This is a genomic window from Actinospica acidithermotolerans, from assembly GCF_018139625.1.
Classification (GTDB): Bacteria; Actinomycetota; Actinomycetes; order Streptomycetales; family Catenulisporaceae; genus Actinospica; species Actinospica acidithermotolerans.
The window spans coordinates 53,343-72,394 of the sequence record NZ_JAGSOH010000012.1; the positions used below are offsets into that span (position 1 = coordinate 53,343).

A 19,052-nucleotide genomic window follows, 5' to 3' on the forward strand; every position below is an offset into this window, starting at 1 on the left:
TTAGGTTACTCGCGAGTAGCATGGCCTCCGAGCACCTGTCATCGCTTCACGCTAGGAGTGCCACCGTGCCTCGTACCGCGCGCGACGTCGTCTTCGTGGACGGCGTCCGAACCCCCTTCGGCAAGGCGGGCCCCAAGGGCATGTACGCCGAGACCCGCGCCGACGACCTGATCATCAAGTGCATCCGGGAGCTCGTGCGCCGGCACCCGGAGCTGCCCGTGGAGCGGATCGGCGAGGTCGCGATCGCGGCGACCACGCAGATCGGCGACCAGGGGCTGACGCTGGGGCGCACGGCCGGGCTGCTGGCCGGGCTGCCGCTGTCGGTGCCGGGCTACTCGATCGACCGGATGTGCGCGGGCGCCATGACGGCCGTGACCAGCGTGGCCGGCTCGGTCGCGCTCGGCGCGGTGGACATCGCCGTCGCGGGCGGCGTCGAGCACATGGGCCGGCACCCGATGGGCGAGGGCGTCGACCCGAACCCGCGGATCATCGCCGAGCGGCTCGTGGACGAGTCCGCGCTCGTCATGGGGCAGACCGCGGAGAACCTGCACGACCGGTTCCCGCAGCTGACCAAGGAGCGCTCGGACGCCTACGCCGCCGCCTCCCAGGAGAAGTACGCGAAGGCGCTGGCCAACGGCAAGATCCAGCCGGATCTCGTACCGGTCGCCACCCGCAACTCGCTCGAGTCGCAGGCGGGCCCGGGCTGGGGCCTGGCCACCGCCGACGAGCCGCCGCGCCCGGGCACCACGATCGAGGCCCTGGCCGCGCTCAAGACCCCCTTCCGGGTTCGCGGCAAGGTCACCGCGGGCAACGCGGCCGGCCTCAACGACGGCGCCACCGCCTCGCTGATCGCCGCCGAGGACGTGGCCCGCGAGCTCGGCCTGCCGGTGAAGATGCGGCTGGTCTCCTACGCCTTCGCGGGCGTCGAGCCCGAGGTGATGGGCTTCGGCCCGATCCCGGCGACGGAGAAGGCGCTGGCCAACGCGGGCCTGACGATCGACGACATCGGCCTGTTCGAGCTGAACGAGGCCTTCGCGGTCCAGGTGCTCGCGCTGCTCGACCACTACGGCATCGCCGACGACGACCCGCGGGTCAACCCGTGGGGCGGCGCGATCGCCATCGGCCACCCGCTCGCCTCCTCCGGCGTGCGGCTGATGACGCAGCTCGCGCACCACTTCGAGGAGCACCCCGAGGTCCGCTACGGCCTGGTCTCGATGTGCGTCGGCCTCGGCATGGGCGGCACGGTCATCTGGGAGAACCCGAACCACGAGGAGTACGGGAAGTGACTGATCGTCAGAGCCTGATCGAGCAGGCCACGGCCGCCTTCCCGGAGGAGGTCGTCACGCACGCCCCGGTCCACCTGCTGGACCTGCCGGGCGGCGCGGGCCGCTTCGCGCTCATCACCCTGGACAACGGCTTCGACCACACCAAGCCGACCACCTTCGGCCCGCGCGGCCTGATCAACATCGACGTCGCGCTCGACGAGGTGGCGAAGCTCGCGCAGAACAACGAGATCGTCGCCGCGGGCGTCACCGGCAAGCCGTTCATCTTCGCCGTCGGCGCGGACCTGAAGGGCATCGCCGGCGCGGGCTCGAAGGAGATCGCCAAGGCGACCGGCAAGCAGGGCCACGACACCTTCCGCCGCCTCGGCGAGCTGCCGATCCCGACGTTCGCGTTCATCAACGGCGCGGCGATGGGCGGCGGCGTGGAGATCGCGCTGCACTGCACGTACCGCACCGTGAGCGCGAGCCTTCCGGCGCTCTCGCTGCCCGAGGTCTTCCTCGGCCTGATCCCGGGCTGGGGCGGCACCTACCTGCTGCCGCGGCTGATCGGCCCGGACAACGCGGTGACGGTCATTATCGACAACCCCTTGTCGCAGAACCGCCAGCTCAAGGGGAAGAAGGTCTTCGAGCTCGGCATCGCGGACGCGATCTTCGAGGGCGCGGACTTCCTCGAGGAGTCGCTCGGCTGGGCCGCCTCGGTGGTCAAGGGCGAGACCGTCGTGGAGCGCAAGGAGTACCCCGAGGCCGAGTGGACCGCGGCGCTCGCGCGCGGCAAGCAGATCGCCGACAGCCGGGTGCACGGCGCGACCCCCGCGCCGTACCTCGCGCTGGACCTGATCTCCGGGGCCCGCACCAACTCCCGCTCCGAGGGCTTCGACGCCGAGGACGAGGCGCTGGCCGACCGCATCATGAGCGAGGAGGTGCGCTCCGGCGTCTACTCCTTCAACCTGGTGCAGAAGCGGGCCAAGCGCCCGGTCGGCGCGCCGGACCGCTCGCTGGCCAAGCCGGTCACCAAGGTGGGCGTCGTCGGCGCCGGCCTGATGGCCTCGCAGCTGGCCACGCTGTTCGTGCAGCGGCTCGCGGTGCCGGTCGTGCTGACCGACATCGACCAGGAGCGCGTGGACAAGGGCGTCAGGTACGTCCACGAGCAGCTGGACCTGCTGGCGCTCAAGGGCCGGCTCAACTCGGACAAGCTGAACCGGCTCAAGGCGCTCGTCTCCGGCTCGCTGACCAAGGACGCCTTCGCCGACGCGGACTTCGTGATCGAGGCCGTGTTCGAGGAGCTGTCCGTCAAGCAGCAGGTGTTCGCCGAGCTCGAGGCCGTCGTCCGGCCGGACTGCGTGATCGCGACGAACACCTCCTCGCTGTCGGTCACCGAGATGGCCTCGAAGATGGAGCACCCGGAGCGGGTCGTGGGCTTCCACTTCTTCAACCCGGTCGCCGTGCTGCCGCTGCTCGAAGTCGTTCGGGCGGAGAAGACTGACGACGCGTCGCTCGCCACGGCCTTCGCCGTCGCCAAGACGCTGAAGAAGAACGCGGTGCTGGTCAAGGACGCCCCGGCGTTCGTGGTCAACCGGATCCTGACCCGCTTCATGGGCGTGGTCAACGACGTGCTCGACGAGGGCACGCCGATCGAGGTGGCGGATCGCGCGCTCGATCCGCTGGGCCTGCCGATGAGCCCCTTCGAGCTGCTCGAGCTCGTCGGGCCGGCGGTCGGCCTGCACGTCTCCGAGACGCTGCACGCCGCGTTCCCCGACCGGTTCTCGGTCTCCGAGAACATCAGGAAGCTGGTGGCCGCGGGCAAGCGCGGGATCTACCAGTGGGTCGACGGCGCTCGCGTGGTGGACCCGGAGCTGGAGGCCCTGTTCACGGTCGGCGACTCGCCGTCGACGGCCGAGCAGGTGCTGGACCGGGCGACCTCCGCGCTGGCCGAGGAGATCGACTACATGCTCAAGGACGGCGTCGTGGCCGCGGCCGAGGACATCGACCTGTGCATGATCCTGGGCGCCGGCTGGCCGTTCCACCTCGGCGGCGTCACGCCGTACCTGGACCGCTCCGGCGTGTCCGAGAAGGTGACCGGGCACCGCTTCCTGGACAAGGGCGTGGCCTCGCTGCCGTAGCGGCGGCGGCTCCGGGTAGCCGAGAGCTGATACCTGAAAGCCGTGTATCAGTCCTGCATCAAGGTGTGGCCCGTCCCCGGTTCGGGGGCGGGCCACACCTCTCGCGACTTCAGATTCGTTTAACCTCGGACGTGTGCTCCGCAAGATTCCGGCGGCAAGGCCGTTGCTCGCGTTCCTCGCGTTCCTGACCCTCGCTCTGTCCTGGAGCCTCGGAACGCCGCTGCTCAGCGCCGCGGACGAACCCGAGCAGGCCGTCAGGGCGATGGCCGTGGTGCGCGGGGAGTTCTCCGGCGCCCAGCAGGTCTGGAACTTCGCCCACTGGCAGAGCACTTATACGACCCCGGACTACCTGGAGACCCGCTACCGGCTCCCGCACGATCTCGTGCGCGCGGTCGCGGCGCACGATCCGGCCTGCTACGCGTTCAACGAGGCCAACACCGCCGCGTGCACCGTCACCTCGAACACGCACCGGATAGCTCAGGCCGGGGCCACGGCGCTGAGCCACATGAACTACTCGCCGCTCTACTACGCGCTGGTCGGCTGGCCGAGCCTGCTGCTCCGCGGCGACAACGCGCTCTACGCGATGCGCGTCGTCAGTGCCCTGATCACCGCGCTGCTGCTGGCCGCAGCGTTCACTACCTCCGCGCGGCGCGGTCGCGCGGCGGCGGTCGGCGTGGTCGCGGCGGCGACCCCGGCGGCGATCTACTTCGGCGCGGTCGTCAACCCGAGCGGCCTCGAGATCGCGTCGGCGCTGCTCGCCTGGGCGTCGCTGATCTCGATGACGCGCGCCGAATCCGCGGGCGGTACGCGGCTCTCGGACCGGATCTTGTTCACCGTCGCGGCGGCGACGCTCCTGCTCGTGCGCCCGCTCGGCCCGGTCTGGCTCGGAATCATCGTCCTCGCCGTCTTCGCGGCGAGCCCGGATCCGCGCGCGCGGCTGCGCGCGGCGGTGCGCGGCCGGGGCGCGCGATGGATGTTCGCCGCTCTCGCCGCCGCGCTCGCGGCGACCCTGGCCTGGGACGCGACGCAGAACACGCTGGGCATCCTGCCGCGCCCGAACGCGACGTACACGTTCGCCAAGGGCGCCTCCATGACGCTGGCTCAGACTCCTCAGTTCTTCGCCCAGATGGTCGGCCTGATCGGCTGGAACGACGTGCACGTTCCGACCGCCACGACCTACCTCTGGTACGGCACGGTGGTCGCCCTGCTGCTCGCCGGCCTGATAGTCGGCGGACGACGCGAGCGGCTGGTCCTGCTCGCCCTGGCCGTGATCGTCGTCGCCTTCCCGATCGCCTTCGAGGGCTACTCCGGCGCCTCGTACGGCGTCGGCTGGCAGGGCCGGTACTCGCTCCCCTTCGCGGTCGGCGTTCCGCTGCTGGCCGCCGAGGTGCTCGGGCGCCGGCTGTGGACGGCGGAGCCCGGCGGCATACCGCGCGCGCTGGCTAAGACGGTCGGCGCCGTCCTCGCGCTCGGCTACCTGTGCGAGGTCTGGTGGGCCTGGCGGCGCTACGCCGAGGGACTCGGCAGTGCGTCGCACTACCTCCCGACGCACGCGAAGTGGACGCCGCTGATCAGCTGGCCGGGAATGATCGGCCTCGCCGTCCTCGGCGTCGCCGGGGTGTTCGCGCTGCTCGCCTCGTCCTCGACCTTCCGGGTCGCCGCGGCCGCCGAAGCCGCCGAGCAGGACGGGGACGCGCCGGAGCCGCCCGCTCAGGCGCCGGCGGGCAGTCCCGGCGTCGAGAGCTTGGTCAACAAGTTGTAGGAGTAGACCAGGATCGAATAGCCGTCCACGCTGTACACCGCCGACGGCGCGCCCAGCGCGCTCTCGACCTGAGCCTGCGTCATGTCGCCGCGCGGGTCCTGCTCGGCGACCACGAACCGCGCGTCGTTCGACTTCACGTCGTACCACTGCTGGCGGGCGCCCCAGATGCGCGCGATGAAGCCCTCGCCGGCGGCCCTGAGGTAGATCGGGCGCACCTGCACGCCGCCGCCGCTGTAGACGGTGATCGGCGAGGCGTTCCAGTACCCTCCGAGCCCGTAGGTCAGGTGGTGCTCTTCCAGCCAGGCGGCGAGCGGCCGGACCGGGTCGGACTTCGTCGCCTGGAACAACGAAGTCCCGCTCACGAGGCAGATCACCGCGGCGGACGCCGCCACGGCCGTCCCCGCGCGCTGGAACGACGGCAGCCGCAGCGGCCGCAGCGAACTCGCCGCCCGCGCGCTGAGCGCCGCGAGCAGCACGACCACGCCGACGAACTCGTAGCCGCCGCCGTTGCCCGGCTGGGCAACCGTGGAGAATTCATACGCGGCCAGGTAGACGAGGACGGTCACGGCCAGCAGCCGGTCCGCGTCGTCCACCCTCGTCCAGCGGATCAGCACCCGGAGCAGGCTCAGCAGCCCGCACACGAGCGCGAATCCGCCGAAACACGTGAGCGCCACGCGGGACGGCGTATCACCGGGGAAGTTGTAGACGTCCACTCCGAACATCCCGAACAGCGACTGCCACATGCCGGTGAAATGCCAGCCCGCCTGCGAGAGCGGCGCGATGTTCGTGTGCGCCTTGGTGAGGTAGTAGGCGCCCATCGCCTTCATGAGCGAACGCAGCTCGACGGCGGCCGGCACCGAGACGAGCGCGGCCAGCGCGAGCCATGTCTCGGGTGTGCGCAGCCGCCGCCCGCGCAGATGCTCGACGGCCCAGACGAAAAGCAGCGCGGGCACGGCCACGTAGCGGACGGTCACGTCGCCGAGCTGGCCGAGCATCAGCACCGCGAGCATCGCCCACGGCGCCCAGCGGCGGTCGGCGAAGCGGGTGTAGACGACGTACGCGACGAAGACGAACACGATGGTCCCGTTGTGGTCCGGGACGATCATGATCGTTTGGAGGAGCGCCCCGCCGCCGAACAGATCGGCCGTCATGAACAGCGCCACGAGCGCGACGCGGAGCCAGGCACCCGTGCCCTGGGCCCCGCCCCTCGCGAGCCAGCACGCGGACAGGAAGACGAGCGTGTAGATCAGCGCCCCGGCCACGTGCAGCGAGAAGCCGCTGAGCCCGAGCACAAGCGCGGTGAGGCCGTAGATCGGCGCGTCGAACGTGTAGAAGTTGACGTCCGAGGCCCACCAGCCGTGCAGCAGCAGCTGCCCGTGCACCATGTCCCAGCCCTGCAAGGCCACGCTCGCGGTGTCCGAGTTCCACGGCCGGGTCAGCGACTGGGCCAGGCTGAGGGCGAAGAAACAGGCCGTGAGCAGCAGCATCGCGCCGACCGGGAGCAGCCGCGGCCGAGCTGGGCGCGGGACCGGCTCGTCGTCCCGCTCCGCCGCCGAATCCTGCTCGACCTGCTGCGCCGACTCGGTCATGGCCCTCCAGAAGACGTACGGGATCGGCGGGCGGCAGGCGCCCGCCGATCCCTAGTGTTCCGAAGGAACCTTTAGGAAACGTGGAGACGCTCCATGAGAATCACCGGGCCGTCGCGCGAGATCACCTGGAAGCCCTGGGCCTCGAGGGTCTGCTCGAAGTTCGGCGGGGTCCAGTTGGAGCCGAGGTCGAAGAAGGCGTACTGCGCGGCGGCCGGCGTGGAGACGTCGGTGTCCCTGGCCACGACGGCGGTCCCGAGGTCGTTGCTCACGTACACGTCCACGTTCGACGGGACCCGGTCGGCGACCCGGTCGATCTGCGCGTTGAGCGCGGCGGGCCGGCTCATGTTCCCGTCCAGGTAGGCCCAGGCGGAGCTGAAGTTCTCGCGGGCGGGCCGGGACTGCATCCACATCGAGGAGCCGACCGCGAGGACCGCGAGCAGCACGACCGCGGCGCGCCAGGCGCGGCCGGGGGTAAGCCACCCGGGCCGCGGGAGCCCGTCGGGCAGCCGGGGCGCGATCCGCCGCCGGAGCATCTCGAGCAGCAGCCCGATCCGGCGCAGGCCGTCCGCGGCGCCGATGACGATGATCGGCGCGACCCCCACGTAGAAGTGGTAGTGGGTACTCCAGTGCGTGTTGTTCTCGGAGACCATCAGCAGCAGGACCGGGGTGGCACCGAGGTACGTGATCGGCGAGGCCAGGCAGACGAATCCGACAGGGGCGAGCAGCATCAGCCAGGTGTCGGTCTTGACCGGGTTGTCGATCAGCAGACGCAGCAGGTGCCGCGGGTGCTCCACCGCGTGGGTCAGCGCCTGGCTCATCGTCGAGGCGCCGAGGGTCTGCTGGTAGTCGAAGTGCCTGGCCTGCCAGAAGGCCAGATCGTGGCCCCAGTCGGGCACGATCACGTTGGTGAACAGGAACATCGTCGCCGGGCCGAGCAGGCAGAGCACCAGCGCGTGCCGCCACTTGCGGTGCCGGGCGGCCCAGAGCCCGAAAAGCAGCACGACGGAGCCCATGTCCTCGAAGCAGAACAGCGTCGCGCCGATCGCGATCGAGGCGGCGGTCCACTTTCCGGCGAGCGCGCGCTCGATCGCGAGGGCGATCAGCAGCGGCTCGAACATGTTCTCGTGGATGTCGAAGCCGATCGCATTCTGGACCTCGATGCAGCTGAGGTAGAAGACGCAGGCGATGACGCCGACAGCCGGGCTCTGCAGGCGGCGCACGGCGTAGTAGACCGGCACACCCGCCGAGCAGACCAGGAACGCCTGCGCGACGGCGATCACGTTGGGCGAGTCGTGAATCCACAGCAGCGGCACCAGCAGGACGAGGATCGGCGCGAAGTGGTCGCCCCACTCGTTGGTGATCTGCGGCGCCTCCAGCGGCTCGCTCGGGTAGCCGTGGAAGGCCCAGCCGTGGATGACCTGGAATATGACGCCGAAGTCGTAGCTGCCGGCGAGGTGCTGGTCCACCTTGTCGACCGCGAGCGCGCTGTAGAAGAACGCCGCTATCAGGCAGACCCAGAAGGCCGGACACGTCAGCACCAGCCGGCCAATGCGCCTTAGTGCGGCGCCGAACCGGCGCGGATCCTGCGTGCGCGCATCGGATTCCGCACCATCGGCGACAGATATGTCACCAAGAGTATCCCGCGTGACGAATGCTTCCATGCCGCGATCAGCCCCCCTCGAGAATCACCGCTGCCCGTCAGCGGGAGACCAGCACAGGCGGGGACCCGCTCCCACACGGCCCCGCCGTCGCGCGACCCCTCCGCGGCCGTACCGGCGGCCGCGGAGGGGGTGTCGGGCCGTTGCGGGCCCGTCAGGTGCTCAGAGCTGGAAGGTGCTCAGGCCGAGCTGGAGACCTTCTCCTCGTCCCGGCGGCGCGGGATCATCGGCGCGTCGCGCCCGGTGCCCTTGGGCGTGCCGGAGCGGTCCTTCGACGCCGAGGACTCCTCGTGGTACTCCTCTTCGACGTTGACGCTCCACACGTCGTGCTTGCTGCCCGTGCGAATGTTCTCGCTGGTCAGCAGGGCGGTGAGCATGGAGTGGTCCGCGTTGTTGTACCGGTGCATGCCGTTGCGGCCGACCGGGTGCACGTTCGGGGTGTGCTCGGCCAGCCAGGCCTTGATCACCTCGAGGTTCGCCGCGTACCGGTCGTCGTAGACGGGGTAGGCCTTGGGCATCCGGACCACGTAGCCGGCCTCGACCGAGCCCGGGGTGATCAGGTTGAGCTCCTCGAGCTCCTTGGTGCCCAGCTTGACCAGGTCCTCGTCGTCCATGGTCCACAGCTCGTCGCCCTCGTTGACGAAGAACTCCAGACCCAGGCAGGTGCGCCCCTCCTTGACCAGGTACGGCGACCAGGAACCGAAGTTCTGGATGCGCCCGACCTTCACGCCCGGGGTGTGGATGTAGATCCAGTTGTCCGGGAAGCCGTGCTTCTCCGGCACCACCAGGGCGACGGTCAGGAAGTCGCGGTAGCGCAGGTCCTTGGCGGCGGCGATCGCCTCGGCCGAGGCCGGCGGGTCCATCGAGAGGACCAGCGCGGAGATCGGGGTCGAGGAGATGACGTCGCTCGCCGGCACGACCTTCTCGTGCTCGGCGCCGTCCTCGTCGCGGGTGACGACGGTGACGGAGGTCGCGCCCTCGCCCTCGGCCCAGGAGACGGTCTTGACCCAGGACTCGAGCTCGACCGTGCCGCCCTGCTTGCGCACCTTCTCGGTCGCGGTCTCCCACATCATGCCGGGACCGAACTTCGGGTAGTAGAACTCGTCGATCAGCGAGGTGATCTTCTTCGAGCCCTTACGCGGGTTGAGCGCGTTGACGATGGCGCCGAAGAGCGACAGGTTCTTGATGCGCTGAGCCGCCCAGTCCGCGGGCAGCTCGCTGGTGTCCATGCCCCAGACCTTCTCCGTGTACGTCTTGAAGAAGATCCGGAACAGCCGCTTGCCGAAGCGCGCGGTCACCCAGCCGTCGAAGTACTCCTGGTTCTTCGGCGGATTGATCTTGGCCGCGGTGTACGAGGCGATGCACTTGACCGCCTCGACCACGCCGAGGCCCTTGAGGGCGTTGCCCGCCTTGAGCGGGTAGTCGAACAGCTTCCCCCGGTAGTAGATCCGCGACATCCGCGGCCGCAGCAGGAAGTCCTCCTCGGGGAGGATCTCATGCCACAGGTCGTCCACCTGCTTCACCTTGGTGAAGAAGCGGTGACCCCCGATGTCGAATCGCCAACCACCGCGCTCCGCCGTCTGGGAGATGCCGCCGACCACGTTCTCCGACTCGAAGACCTGAGCCGGGAATCCGTGCTTGGTCAGGTCGTAGGCCGCGGTCAGTCCAGCAGGTCCGGCGCCGATGATGACCGTTCCCGGTCCTTCGTTCGTTTCGGAGTGCGTAGTGTCCACAAGCAAGAAATTCTGCCATCTGAAGACAGCCTGAGCGGCCACATGCCGGTAACGATCCTTGTCAGCCTGTTTCAAATCCGTTACTGAGGAGACTGCAACCTAAATCTCACGCTGGGCGTGCAGGACCCGGCCCGCAGCGGCGATGCCCGGGCCGTCCAGGCCGAGCCGGGCGAGGATCGCCGGGCGCTCGTCGTGCGCCTGGAACTCCGGCGGCACGCCCAGCACCTTCGTCGGCCGCAGCACGCCGGCGTCCTGCAGCGCCTGGCTGATCGCCGCGCCCACGCCGCCGACCCGGCCGTTGTCCTCGACCGTCACCACGGCCCGGTGCGCGCGCGCCAGGTCCACCAGCGCCGGGTTGACCGGCTTGACCCAGCGCGGGTCCACCACGGTCGCCTCGACGCCCTCGGCGGCCAGCTCCTCGGCCGCGGCCAGGGCGGCGCCGGCCAGCGGTCCGGTGGCGATGATCAGGAGGTCGCCCTCGTTCACCGGCTTGGCCGCGCGGCGCAGGATGTCCACGCCGTCCACCCGGTCCACCGCCTCGATCTCCGGGCCGACCGAGCCCTTGGAGAAGCGGACCACGGTCGGCGCGTCGTCGATGTCGGTCGCCTCCCGCACCAGCGCGCGCACCTGGGCGGCGTCGCGCGGCACGGCCACCCGGATGCCGGGCACGACCTGCAGGATCGACAGGTCCCACACGCCGTGGTGGCTGGCCCCGTCCGGGCCGGTGATCCCGGCGCGGTCGAGCACGAAGGTGACGCCCGCCTTGTGCAGGGCGCAGTCCATCAGCACCTGGTCGAAGGCCCGGTTCAGGAAGGTCGCGTAGACCGCCACCACCGGGTGCAGGCCGCCGAAGGCCAGGCCCGCGGCCGAGGTGACCGCGTGCTGCTCGGCGATGCCCACGTCGTAGATCCGGTCCGGGTACTGCTGGGCGAACTTGTGCAGGCCCACCGGGATGAGCATGGCGGCGGTGATCCCGACCACGTCGGGCCGGTCGTTGCCGATCTTGAGCATCTCCTCGGCGAACACGTCGGTCCACGAGGTGCCCTTGACCTGGAACGGAAGTCCGGTCTCCGGGTTGGTCTGCGGGTTGACCTGGTGCAGCTGGTGCACCTCGTCGGCGCGGGCCGGCTCGTAGCCCTCGCCCTTGCGGGTGTGCACGTGCACGATCACCGGGCCGCCGAAGGCCTTGGCCCGGCGCAGCGCGGACTCCACCGCGTCCACGTCGTGCCCGTCGATCGGGCCGATGTACTTCAGGCCGAGGTCCTCGAACATCCCCTGCGGGGCGACGATGTCCTTCAGGCCCTTCTTCATCCCGTGCAGCGTCTCGTAGATCGCACCGCCCACGTACGGGGTGCGCGCCAGGGTGTTCTTGCCCCAGTCCAGGAAGCGCTCGTAGCCCTGCGTGGTGCGCAGCGTGCCGAGGTGGTTGGACAGGCCGCCGATGGTGGGCGCGTAGGAGCGCTCGTTGTCGTTGACGACGATGACGACCGGCAGATCGCCGCCGGCGATGTTGTTCAGCGCCTCCCAGGCCATGCCGCCGGTCAGCGCGCCGTCGCCGATCACGCCGACGACGCGGCGGTCGGTCAGCCCGCGCAGCCGGAAGGCCTTGGCCACGCCGTCCGCGTAGCTCAGCGCGGTGGAGGCGTGCGAGTTCTCCACGATGTCGTGCTCGGACTCGGCCCGCGAGGGGTAGCCGGAGACGCCGCCGGCGCAGCGCAGCTTCTCGAAGTCCTGACGTCCGGTCAGCAGCTTGTGCACGTACGCCTGGTGGCCGACGTCCCAGATCAGCGCGTCGCGCGGGGAGTCGAAGACGCGGTGCAGCGCGATGGTCAGCTCGACCACGCCGAGGTTGGGCCCGAGGTGGCCGCCGGTGCGGGAGACGTTCTCGATGAGGAATTCGCGGATCTCGGCGGCGAGCCGGTCCAGCTCGGCTCGGCTGAGCCGGTCGAGGTCGCGCGGCTGCCTTACCGATTCCATCAAGCTGGCCAACGCAGTCTCCTTCACCGTTCCCGTGGTCGGCCCGACCACCGACCCTTACATATCCGGGGGTATTACCCTCCCGGGCCGTACGCAAGGGCGCGGGGGCCACGCGATCGGCGAGCTATTCGAGTCTATGCGGCGAGCGGTCGTGCCCCTCGGCACCGGGCGGACACCTCCACATCATCTTCACCGTCCAAGATCGCGGTAAACGAGGGGTGGATTCGCGGGTGAATCCCGGTTTGAGCGGCTGCGGCCGGATTCGGCCGGGCCCGCGCTCAGAGGTCGTTCGGGGAGGATTCGCCGGGCGACCTCTCAGGCCAGCAGGGCGAGGGTGCCCGGCGGGTCGAACAGCAGCGGACCGAAGGCCCGCTCGGCGGCTCCGACGAGCGTGGAGTCGGCGCCCAGTCCGGGCGCGGTGAGCCGGACCTGCTCGCGCGGCGCGGACAGGCCGACCGTCCGCAACGCGCCGCTGAGCTGCTGCTCGACCGCGGGGAACAGGTCGCGCAGCAGACCGCCGAAGATGACCACCTCGGGGTTGAAGATGTTGACCAGGTTGCCGACGCCGATGGCCAGCCATTCGCCCACATGCCGTACCGCGGCCAGGGCGCGCGGGTCGCCGCCGGAGGCGGCAGCGACCACGGCGGGCACCGTCGAGCGCGGGCCGTCCGGGTGGCCGGCCGCGTCCAGGATCGCCTTCTCGCCGATCTCGGTCTCCCAGCAGCCGCGGGCCCCGCAGCGGCAGAGCCGGCCGGCCGGGTTGACCACCATGTGACCGAGCTCACCGCCGTAGCCGCCGTGGCCGCGCAGCGGCTCGCCGCCGACGATGATGCCGGCGCCGACGCCGACCTCGCCGGTCAGGTAGACCGCGTCGGTGGCTCCCGCGGCGGCGCCGCGCACGTGCTCGGCCAGCGCGCCGAGGTCCGCGTCGTTGCCGACGGCGACCCGGGCGCGCACGCCCTGCCGGCCGAGGCCCTCGGCGAGCGCCGAGCCGAGCGGCTCGTCCACCCAGCCGAGGTTGGGGGCGAAGCGGACCAGTCCGTCCGACTCGCGCACCACGCCGGCGATCGCCGCGCCGACCCCGACGCAGACCGAGCCCGGCTCGGCCCGCGCCGACATCTCGGTGGTGAACCGGCACAGGTGGTTGACGACGTCGTCCATCGCGTAGTCGCCGCGCGGACGGTAGAGCTCGCGGCGGTCCAGGATCGAGCCGCCGAGGCCGACCCGCGCCGCGATCAGGTAGTCCACGCCGATGTCGAAGGCGAGCACGTAGACCTGCTCGGGCCGCGGCCACACCACCAGCGAAGGACGGCCGGCCCCGGCCCCGGCGGTGCGCGCGGGCAGCTCCTCGCGGACCAGCCCGGCCCCGGCGAGGTCGGCGGTGAGCGTGCCGATGGTGGAGCGGTTGAGCTGCATCGCGCTGGTCAGCTCGGCGCGCGAGGTGGGCCCGTGCACGTGGACGTAGCGCAGCAGGGTCGAGACGTTGTGCCTGCGCACCTCGTCCTGCGTCGAACCGCCCGGTCCGGCAGCCATGGAAATCCTCGCATTCCCGACCCGATGAGTTGACACATACTATGCCGCGCGGACGCGCCTTCCCGCTGACCGGACGGTCGGCATCCGTTCGCAGGATGCTGACCGCTCCGGCCCGCGGGGAGCGTCAGCGGCGGGCCCTGCGGGAGACCGAGTCGACGGCCGCCGCGAGCAGCAGCACCGCTCCCTCGATGATCAGCTCGTAGGCCGAGGCGTTGTTGCCCTGCAGCAGGTCGGAGATGCCGTTCTGCAGGATGGCCAGGACCACGCCGCCGAGGATGGCGTCGACGATCCGGCCCCGGCCGCCCATCAGCGAGGTTCCGCCGATGACGGCCGCGGCCACGGCGAGCAGCAGGGTGTTGCCCGCGCCGTCGCCGGTGCTCACGCCGCCGAGCTGGCCGGCCAGGATCAGGCCGGACAGCGCCGCGAGCGCGGAGCAGAGCACGAATACGGAGGTGCGGATGGAGAGCACCCGGATGCCCGCGCGGCGGGCCGCCTCCTCGTTGCCGCCGACCGCGAACACGTGGCGGCCGTAGCGGGTCTTGGTGAGCGTGAAGCCGAGCACCACGAGCAGGCCGAGGATGATCACCGAGGACCACGGCACGCCCCACTGGTGGATGCCGGCGCGCTGCTGCCAGGCCACGGACTGGTCGATGTTCATCAGGTAGACGAACACGCCGCCGAACACCGCGATCGCCAGCGAGCGCAGGCCGAGCACGGCCAGCGGCACGATGGCCAGGCCCTTGCGCTTGCGCGCGGCGTTCTGCACCAGCTTGACCAGCACGTAGAGGGCGACGGCGACGACCAGCAGGATCCAGCCGGCGACCGGCGAGAGGCGGCCGAAGTAGAGGTCGTGCAGCGTCTGGTCGCTGACCTGGACGCCGTTGCTCTTCGAGTTGATCACCAGGATCTGCACGCCCTGGAAGGCGATGAACGCGGAGAGGGTGACCACGAAGGACGGGATGTTCAGCTTGGCGCGCAGCCAGCCGAGCAGCAGGCCGACCACGCCGCCGAAGGCCGCGGAGCCGAGGATCGCGACGTACCAGGGCATGCCGTGCTTGACCGAGAGCACCGCGCCGAACGCGGCGGCGGTCGAGCCGACGACGCCGGCGGACAGGTCGATCTCACCGAGCAGCAGCACGAAGACCAGGCCCATGGCCATGATCGTGGTCGGCGCCGCCTGCTGGACGATCGCGACGATGTTGCTGCTGGACAGGAAGTTGCTCTGCGCGGCGCCGAAGATGACCATCAGCACCAGCGCGCCGACGACGGCCGGCACCGAGCCGGTCTCGCCGCTGCGCACGCTGCGCAGGTAGGAGCGGAAGGTGCCGCCGAGGGTCTGCGGGATCAGCGCGGTGACGTTCGCGGCCGGGTTGGCGGCCTCGTGCTCGGCGACCGCGTCGCGCTCGACGGGGGCGTTGGTGCCGGTGCCGGTGTCGGTGCTCATGCCGCCGCTCCTTCCTTGAGGCCGAGCGAGCCGGAGCGGCCGGCGGTGATCAGCTCGACGATCTGGGTCTGGTTGACCTCGGAGGTGCGCACCTGCGCGGCCATCCGTCCGAGGTAGAGGGCTGCGACGCTGTCCGAGACCTTGAGCACGTCGAGCATGTTGTGCGAGATGAGGATGACGGCCATGCCCTGGTCGGCCAGCCGCCGGACGAGGTCGAGCACCTGCGCGGTCTGCGCGACGCCGAGCGCGGCGGTCGGCTCGTCGAGGATGACGACCTTGCTGTTCCACAGCACCGTCTTGGCGATCGCGACGGTCTGCCGCTGGCCGCCGGAGAGGCTGGAGACCTTCTGCCGCACCGACTTCACGGTGCGCACCGAGAGCGAGGCCAGCGCCTTTCCGGCCTGGTGCTCCATCTCGGCCTCGTCCAGGGTGCGCGAGAGCCGGCTGACGGACTCGCGGCCCAGGAACATGTTCTGCACGATGTCCAGGTTGTCGCAGAGCGCAAGGTCCTGATACACGATCTCGATGCCGAGCGCGGAGGCGTCGCGCGGGCCCTTGACGGTGACCGGCTTCCCCTCGAACAGGTACTCGCCGCCGTCGATGTGGTAGGTGCCGCCGATGCACTTGACCAGCGTGGACTTGCCCGCGCCGTTGTCGCCGACCAGGGCGGTGACCTCGCCCGGGTTGGCCTCGAAGTCGACGCCCTTGAGGACCTCGACGGGTCCGAAGGACTTGGTTATCCCCCGCAGTCGAAGGACAGGCTCGCTCATTTCAGCTCCTGGATGCGTGCTGGTGCACGGTCGAGCCCCCGGGCCCGCGCGCCGTGGTGCGGCACGGCGCGCGGATCCGGGAGGCCGGGGGACTTACGAGAGGCCGGCCGCCGTGCAGGCGGAGGCGTAGGCCGAGGTGCAGACGTCCGACAGCTTGTCGTCGCCGCCCTTGATCGGGGCGTCGATGTTCGACTTGGTGATCACGACCGGGGTGCCCAGGATCGACTTGACCTGCTGGTTGTTCGTCGGGTCGGTCACCGAGGTGAAGGTGTCGGTCACCTTGCCGGCGATGATCTGCGCGGCCAGGTCGACGGACGGGACCGCCTCGCCCTTGGCGGCCTTGTAGATCGAGAAGGACTGCGAGCCGGAGAGGATGTTCTGCAGGCCGGCCGCCGAGGCGTCCTGGCCGGAGACGACGACCTTGCCCGCCAGGCCCAGGTTCTTCAGGTCCTGGATGACGGCGTTCGCCATGCCGTCGTTGGCGACCATGACCACGTTGATGTTGTGGTCCTTGTTGTACATCGAGGTGAAGTCGGTGCCGGCGGTCGGGTTGTCCCAGTTGGTGACCCACTGCTCGCCGGACTTCTTCCAGGAGCCGGAGGAGATCAGCGGGGTCAGGACCGACATGTAGCCCTGGTTGAACAGCACCGCGTTGTGGTCGGTGGTCGAGCCGTCGAGGATCGCCACGTCCGGGTTGGTGATGCCCTTGGCCTTCACCGCGGCGACCAGGGCCTGGCCCTGCAGCGTGCCGACCTCGGTGTTGTTGTAGGACACGTAGTAGTCGGGCGACGCGCCGGTGTCGAGCCGGTCGTAGTCGATCGTCTTCACGCCGGCGGCGTGCGCCTCCTTCTCGATCGCCGCGCCCACCGTGCTGTTCAGCGGGTCGAGGATCAGCACCTGGACGTGCTCGGTGTTGATCATCTTGTCGGCGAGCGACTGCTGCGTGGAGGTGGAGCCCTGCGCGTTCTGGATATCGCAGTTGAGGCTCTTCGCCTTGCACTCCGCGGTCAGCGCCGGGGCGTCCGCGTTCACGTAGCGGGCGGAGGAGACGGTGTCCGGCAGGATGATGCCGACCTGCACAGCGGAAGAACCGGAGGACGAGCCCGAAGCGGAGGAGCTCGACGAGGAGGATGAGCACCCGGCGACACCCAAAGCGAGGGCTGCGGCGCCGACGGCGGCACTCAGGACGGCCTTACGCATCATTGCGCGTGGTCCTTTCTCAGGCGCCGGCGCCCCCCGCGGGGCTCGGCGGATCCAAGGAATGTTGTTGGACGCAACGTATGTCCTCGGCCCGGAAAGCGGAAGGCGGGCTCCGAGCCCATTTGTTGTGCGCGGTAACGATTTTGCGACGCAGGTAGAAGGGGTCGAGCACGGAACGTGACAAGATCCGGTACCGTCGGCCGCCTTGGTCTAGACCAATTTAAACGATCTTCATGCCGTCCACCTGGCCCTGCGCGCCGGGTATTACTTGGCTCACACAACAAATGGCGCCAGCCGGTGATCATGGAAATGGTGGATCGCCGTGCGCGCTCTGTTATCCAAGTGATACCTGACCTGGCGTCAGAAACAGCCTCCGAGCGGCGGACGGGACCGGTCCCCGCGGCGCGTCGCTAGCTTGCGGGACATGACATTCCAGGAAGCGAACCGGCCGGGCGGACCCGGTCCGACCACGCAGGACGCGCCGTCCCAGGTGCGCGCGGCCGCCCGATCGCGCGAGCTCGGCGACCTCCTCGCCACCCGGCACGGCGCCTCGACCCGACACATGTTGCTGGTCGGCGGCGGCATCGCGGCCGGCTGCCTCCTCGTCGACCTGGCGCTGTGGCACGTGGTCAGCACCGAGGACCCCTTCTCGGCCGCTTACACCTTCATGCACGCCGTGTATCGGGCCATGGTCCTCGGCGTGATCGTCGGCTTGGCCATCGCCATCCGCGCCCTGGCCACCGGCCAGCACTCCTACTACCTGTACAGCGGCGGCCTGGTGCACACGCGCCGCTCGACCTTCCGCTCGATCGCGTGGTCCGACGTCGTGCGCGTGGCCACGATCCACGACCGCCGCTCCACCGGCAGGGACGTCGGCAAGGTGCTCGGCTACCGGCTCGAGCTCGCCGACGGCACCAAGATCCCGATCCCGCTCGACGCCGCCGCCAGGCAGGGCGGCCGGGACGCGTTCATCGACCGCCTCCTCGACGCCGCGCGCGAGCGCAACCTGCCCATCGCCTGACGCCTGCTCTCCCCCTTCCTCCGCACCGTCCGTCCACCACCGCGCAGACAGGAGCTCCCACCGTGACGAACCAGGCCCCTTACTCAAGCGGCCCCGCCCCGTACCAGACCGTCTCCGCCCAGCAGCGGGACATCTGGCGCAGCAAGGGCAAGCGCTCCGTCGGCTTCGGCGTCGTCTGGATCGCGTTCGGCCTGATCTTCTCCATCATCAGCTACCAGGCGGCGTCGGGCGGAGGCGTGTACTTCATCGCCTACGGCCCCGTCATCTTCGGCGTCTACCGCCTCGTCCTCGGCATCAATCTGCTGAACAAGGCCAACCGCTGAGCGCGCGCTCCCCGGGCCGGGCGGATCGCCGCACGCGACCTGCCCGGCACGACTGGCGTTCACCCGGTTTGTCCGCCACTGTGGACAGTGGGGGGTCCGTCACGAGCTGTCCTTCAAGGGCGAGGGAAGCAGAGTAGCCATGAGAGTGAAAGACGTCCTCAGGAACAAAGGGTCGGTGGTCGTCACCGTCCGCCCCGACGCCACCTGCCGCGCGCTGCTCGCGCTGCTGGCCGAGCGCAACATCGGAGCGGTCGTCGTCTCCGAGGACGGCGTGACCGTCCGCGGCATCGTCTCCGAACGCGACGTGGTCCGCCGCCTGAACGACCGCGGCGACGCCGTCCTCGACGGCCCTGTCTCCGACATCGCCGTCTGGGAGGTCTCCACCTGCGCCCTGGAGGACCATGTCGACGAGCTCTGCACGACGATGACCAGCCGACGCATCCGCCACCTGCCGGTCGTCGACCCCGCCGGCCGCCTGGTCGGCATCGTCAGCATCGGCGACGTGGTCAAGTCGACGATCGACCAGCTGGAGTTCGACCGGAAGAACCTGATCGACTACGTGCAGGGTTGACCCGCAGGTCGGAGCGGCGCCACCCGCACCCGAGGGCCGGCACCCGGCATCCGCCGCCGGGCGCCGGC

The 19,052-nt window shown here is 70.2% G+C and carries 14 protein-coding genes; 6 read left to right on the top strand and 8 right to left on the bottom strand.

Annotation, left to right across the window (positions count from 1 at the left end; genetic code table 11):
- Positions 1-65 precede the first annotated feature (65 nt).
- From KDK95_RS07135 to KDK95_RS07145, 3 genes are all read left to right on the top strand, one after another.
- Entirely contained in the window at positions 66-1,286 is a 1,221-nt protein-coding gene (locus tag KDK95_RS07135) for a thiolase family protein (RefSeq protein WP_307844232.1), read from the top strand.
- Positions 1,283-3,403: a 3-hydroxyacyl-CoA dehydrogenase NAD-binding domain-containing protein gene (locus tag KDK95_RS07140; RefSeq protein WP_307844233.1), complete on the top strand. Its 2,121-nt coding sequence runs from the start codon at positions 1,283-1,285 to the stop codon at positions 3,401-3,403. The genes KDK95_RS07135 and KDK95_RS07140 overlap by 4 nt, the downstream gene beginning before the upstream one ends.
- Before the next feature lie 133 nt (positions 3,404-3,536).
- A complete protein-coding gene (locus KDK95_RS07145; RefSeq protein ID WP_212517223.1) occupies positions 3,537-5,165 on the top strand; it encodes a DUF2142 domain-containing protein in 1,629 nt (542 codons plus the stop codon).
- Here the strand turns inward: KDK95_RS07145 and KDK95_RS07150 are convergent.
- The 8 genes from KDK95_RS07150 to KDK95_RS07185 all read right to left on the bottom strand — a co-directional run bounded on the left by KDK95_RS07150 (position 5,114) and on the right by KDK95_RS07185 (position 17,072).
- On the bottom strand, positions 5,114-6,754 hold the full coding sequence (locus KDK95_RS07150; protein WP_212517224.1) for a hypothetical protein: 1,641 nt from the start codon (positions 6,752-6,754) through the stop codon (positions 5,114-5,116). The genes KDK95_RS07145 and KDK95_RS07150 overlap by 52 nt on opposite strands.
- 71 nt (positions 6,755-6,825) lie before the next feature.
- Entirely contained in the window at positions 6,826-8,292 is a 1,467-nt protein-coding gene (locus tag KDK95_RS07155; protein ID WP_212517225.1) for a DUF2079 domain-containing protein, read from the bottom strand.
- A gap of 299 nt (positions 8,293-8,591) precedes the next feature.
- Entirely contained in the window at positions 8,592-10,145 is a 1,554-nt protein-coding gene (locus KDK95_RS07160; protein ID WP_307844234.1) for an NAD(P)/FAD-dependent oxidoreductase, read from the bottom strand.
- Positions 10,146-10,244: 99 nt separating this feature from the next.
- A complete protein-coding gene (gene dxs / locus KDK95_RS07165) occupies positions 10,245-12,122 on the bottom strand; it encodes a 1-deoxy-D-xylulose-5-phosphate synthase (protein WP_212517251.1) in 1,878 nt (625 codons plus the stop codon).
- A gap of 315 nt (positions 12,123-12,437) precedes the next feature.
- Positions 12,438-13,655 carry an ROK family protein gene (locus KDK95_RS07170; protein WP_212517227.1) on the bottom strand — a complete coding sequence of 406 codons (1,218 nt, stop codon included), beginning with the start codon at positions 13,653-13,655 and terminating at the stop codon, positions 12,438-12,440.
- Positions 13,656-13,779: 124 nt separating this feature from the next.
- Positions 13,780-15,099, bottom strand: a complete 1,320-nt coding sequence (locus KDK95_RS07175) for a sugar ABC transporter permease (protein WP_212517228.1) — start codon at positions 15,097-15,099, stop codon at positions 13,780-13,782.
- Positions 15,096-15,869, bottom strand: coding sequence for an ATP-binding cassette domain-containing protein (locus KDK95_RS07180; RefSeq protein WP_212517229.1), 774 nt, complete (start codon positions 15,867-15,869; stop codon positions 15,096-15,098). Before KDK95_RS07180 ends, KDK95_RS07175 begins: the two co-directional genes overlap by 4 nt.
- 93 nt (positions 15,870-15,962) lie before the next feature.
- Positions 15,963-17,072 (bottom strand): sugar ABC transporter substrate-binding protein, encoded by a 1,110-nt coding sequence (locus KDK95_RS07185; RefSeq protein WP_249160513.1) that lies wholly within the window; start codon positions 17,070-17,072, stop codon positions 15,963-15,965.
- A 421-nt stretch (positions 17,073-17,493) separates the two neighbouring features.
- On the opposite strand from KDK95_RS07185, the gene KDK95_RS07190 reads away from it, so the two are divergent.
- From KDK95_RS07190 to KDK95_RS07200, 3 genes are all read left to right on the top strand, one after another.
- Positions 17,494-18,090: a hypothetical protein gene (locus tag KDK95_RS07190; RefSeq protein WP_212517230.1), complete on the top strand. Its 597-nt coding sequence runs from the start codon at positions 17,494-17,496 to the stop codon at positions 18,088-18,090.
- Between the two features lie 62 nt (positions 18,091-18,152).
- Entirely contained in the window at positions 18,153-18,413 is a 261-nt protein-coding gene (locus tag KDK95_RS07195; protein WP_212517231.1) for a hypothetical protein, read from the top strand.
- Between the two features lie 139 nt (positions 18,414-18,552).
- Entirely contained in the window at positions 18,553-18,984 is a 432-nt protein-coding gene (locus KDK95_RS07200; protein WP_212517232.1) for a CBS domain-containing protein, read from the top strand.
- Positions 18,985-19,052 lie beyond the last annotated feature (68 nt).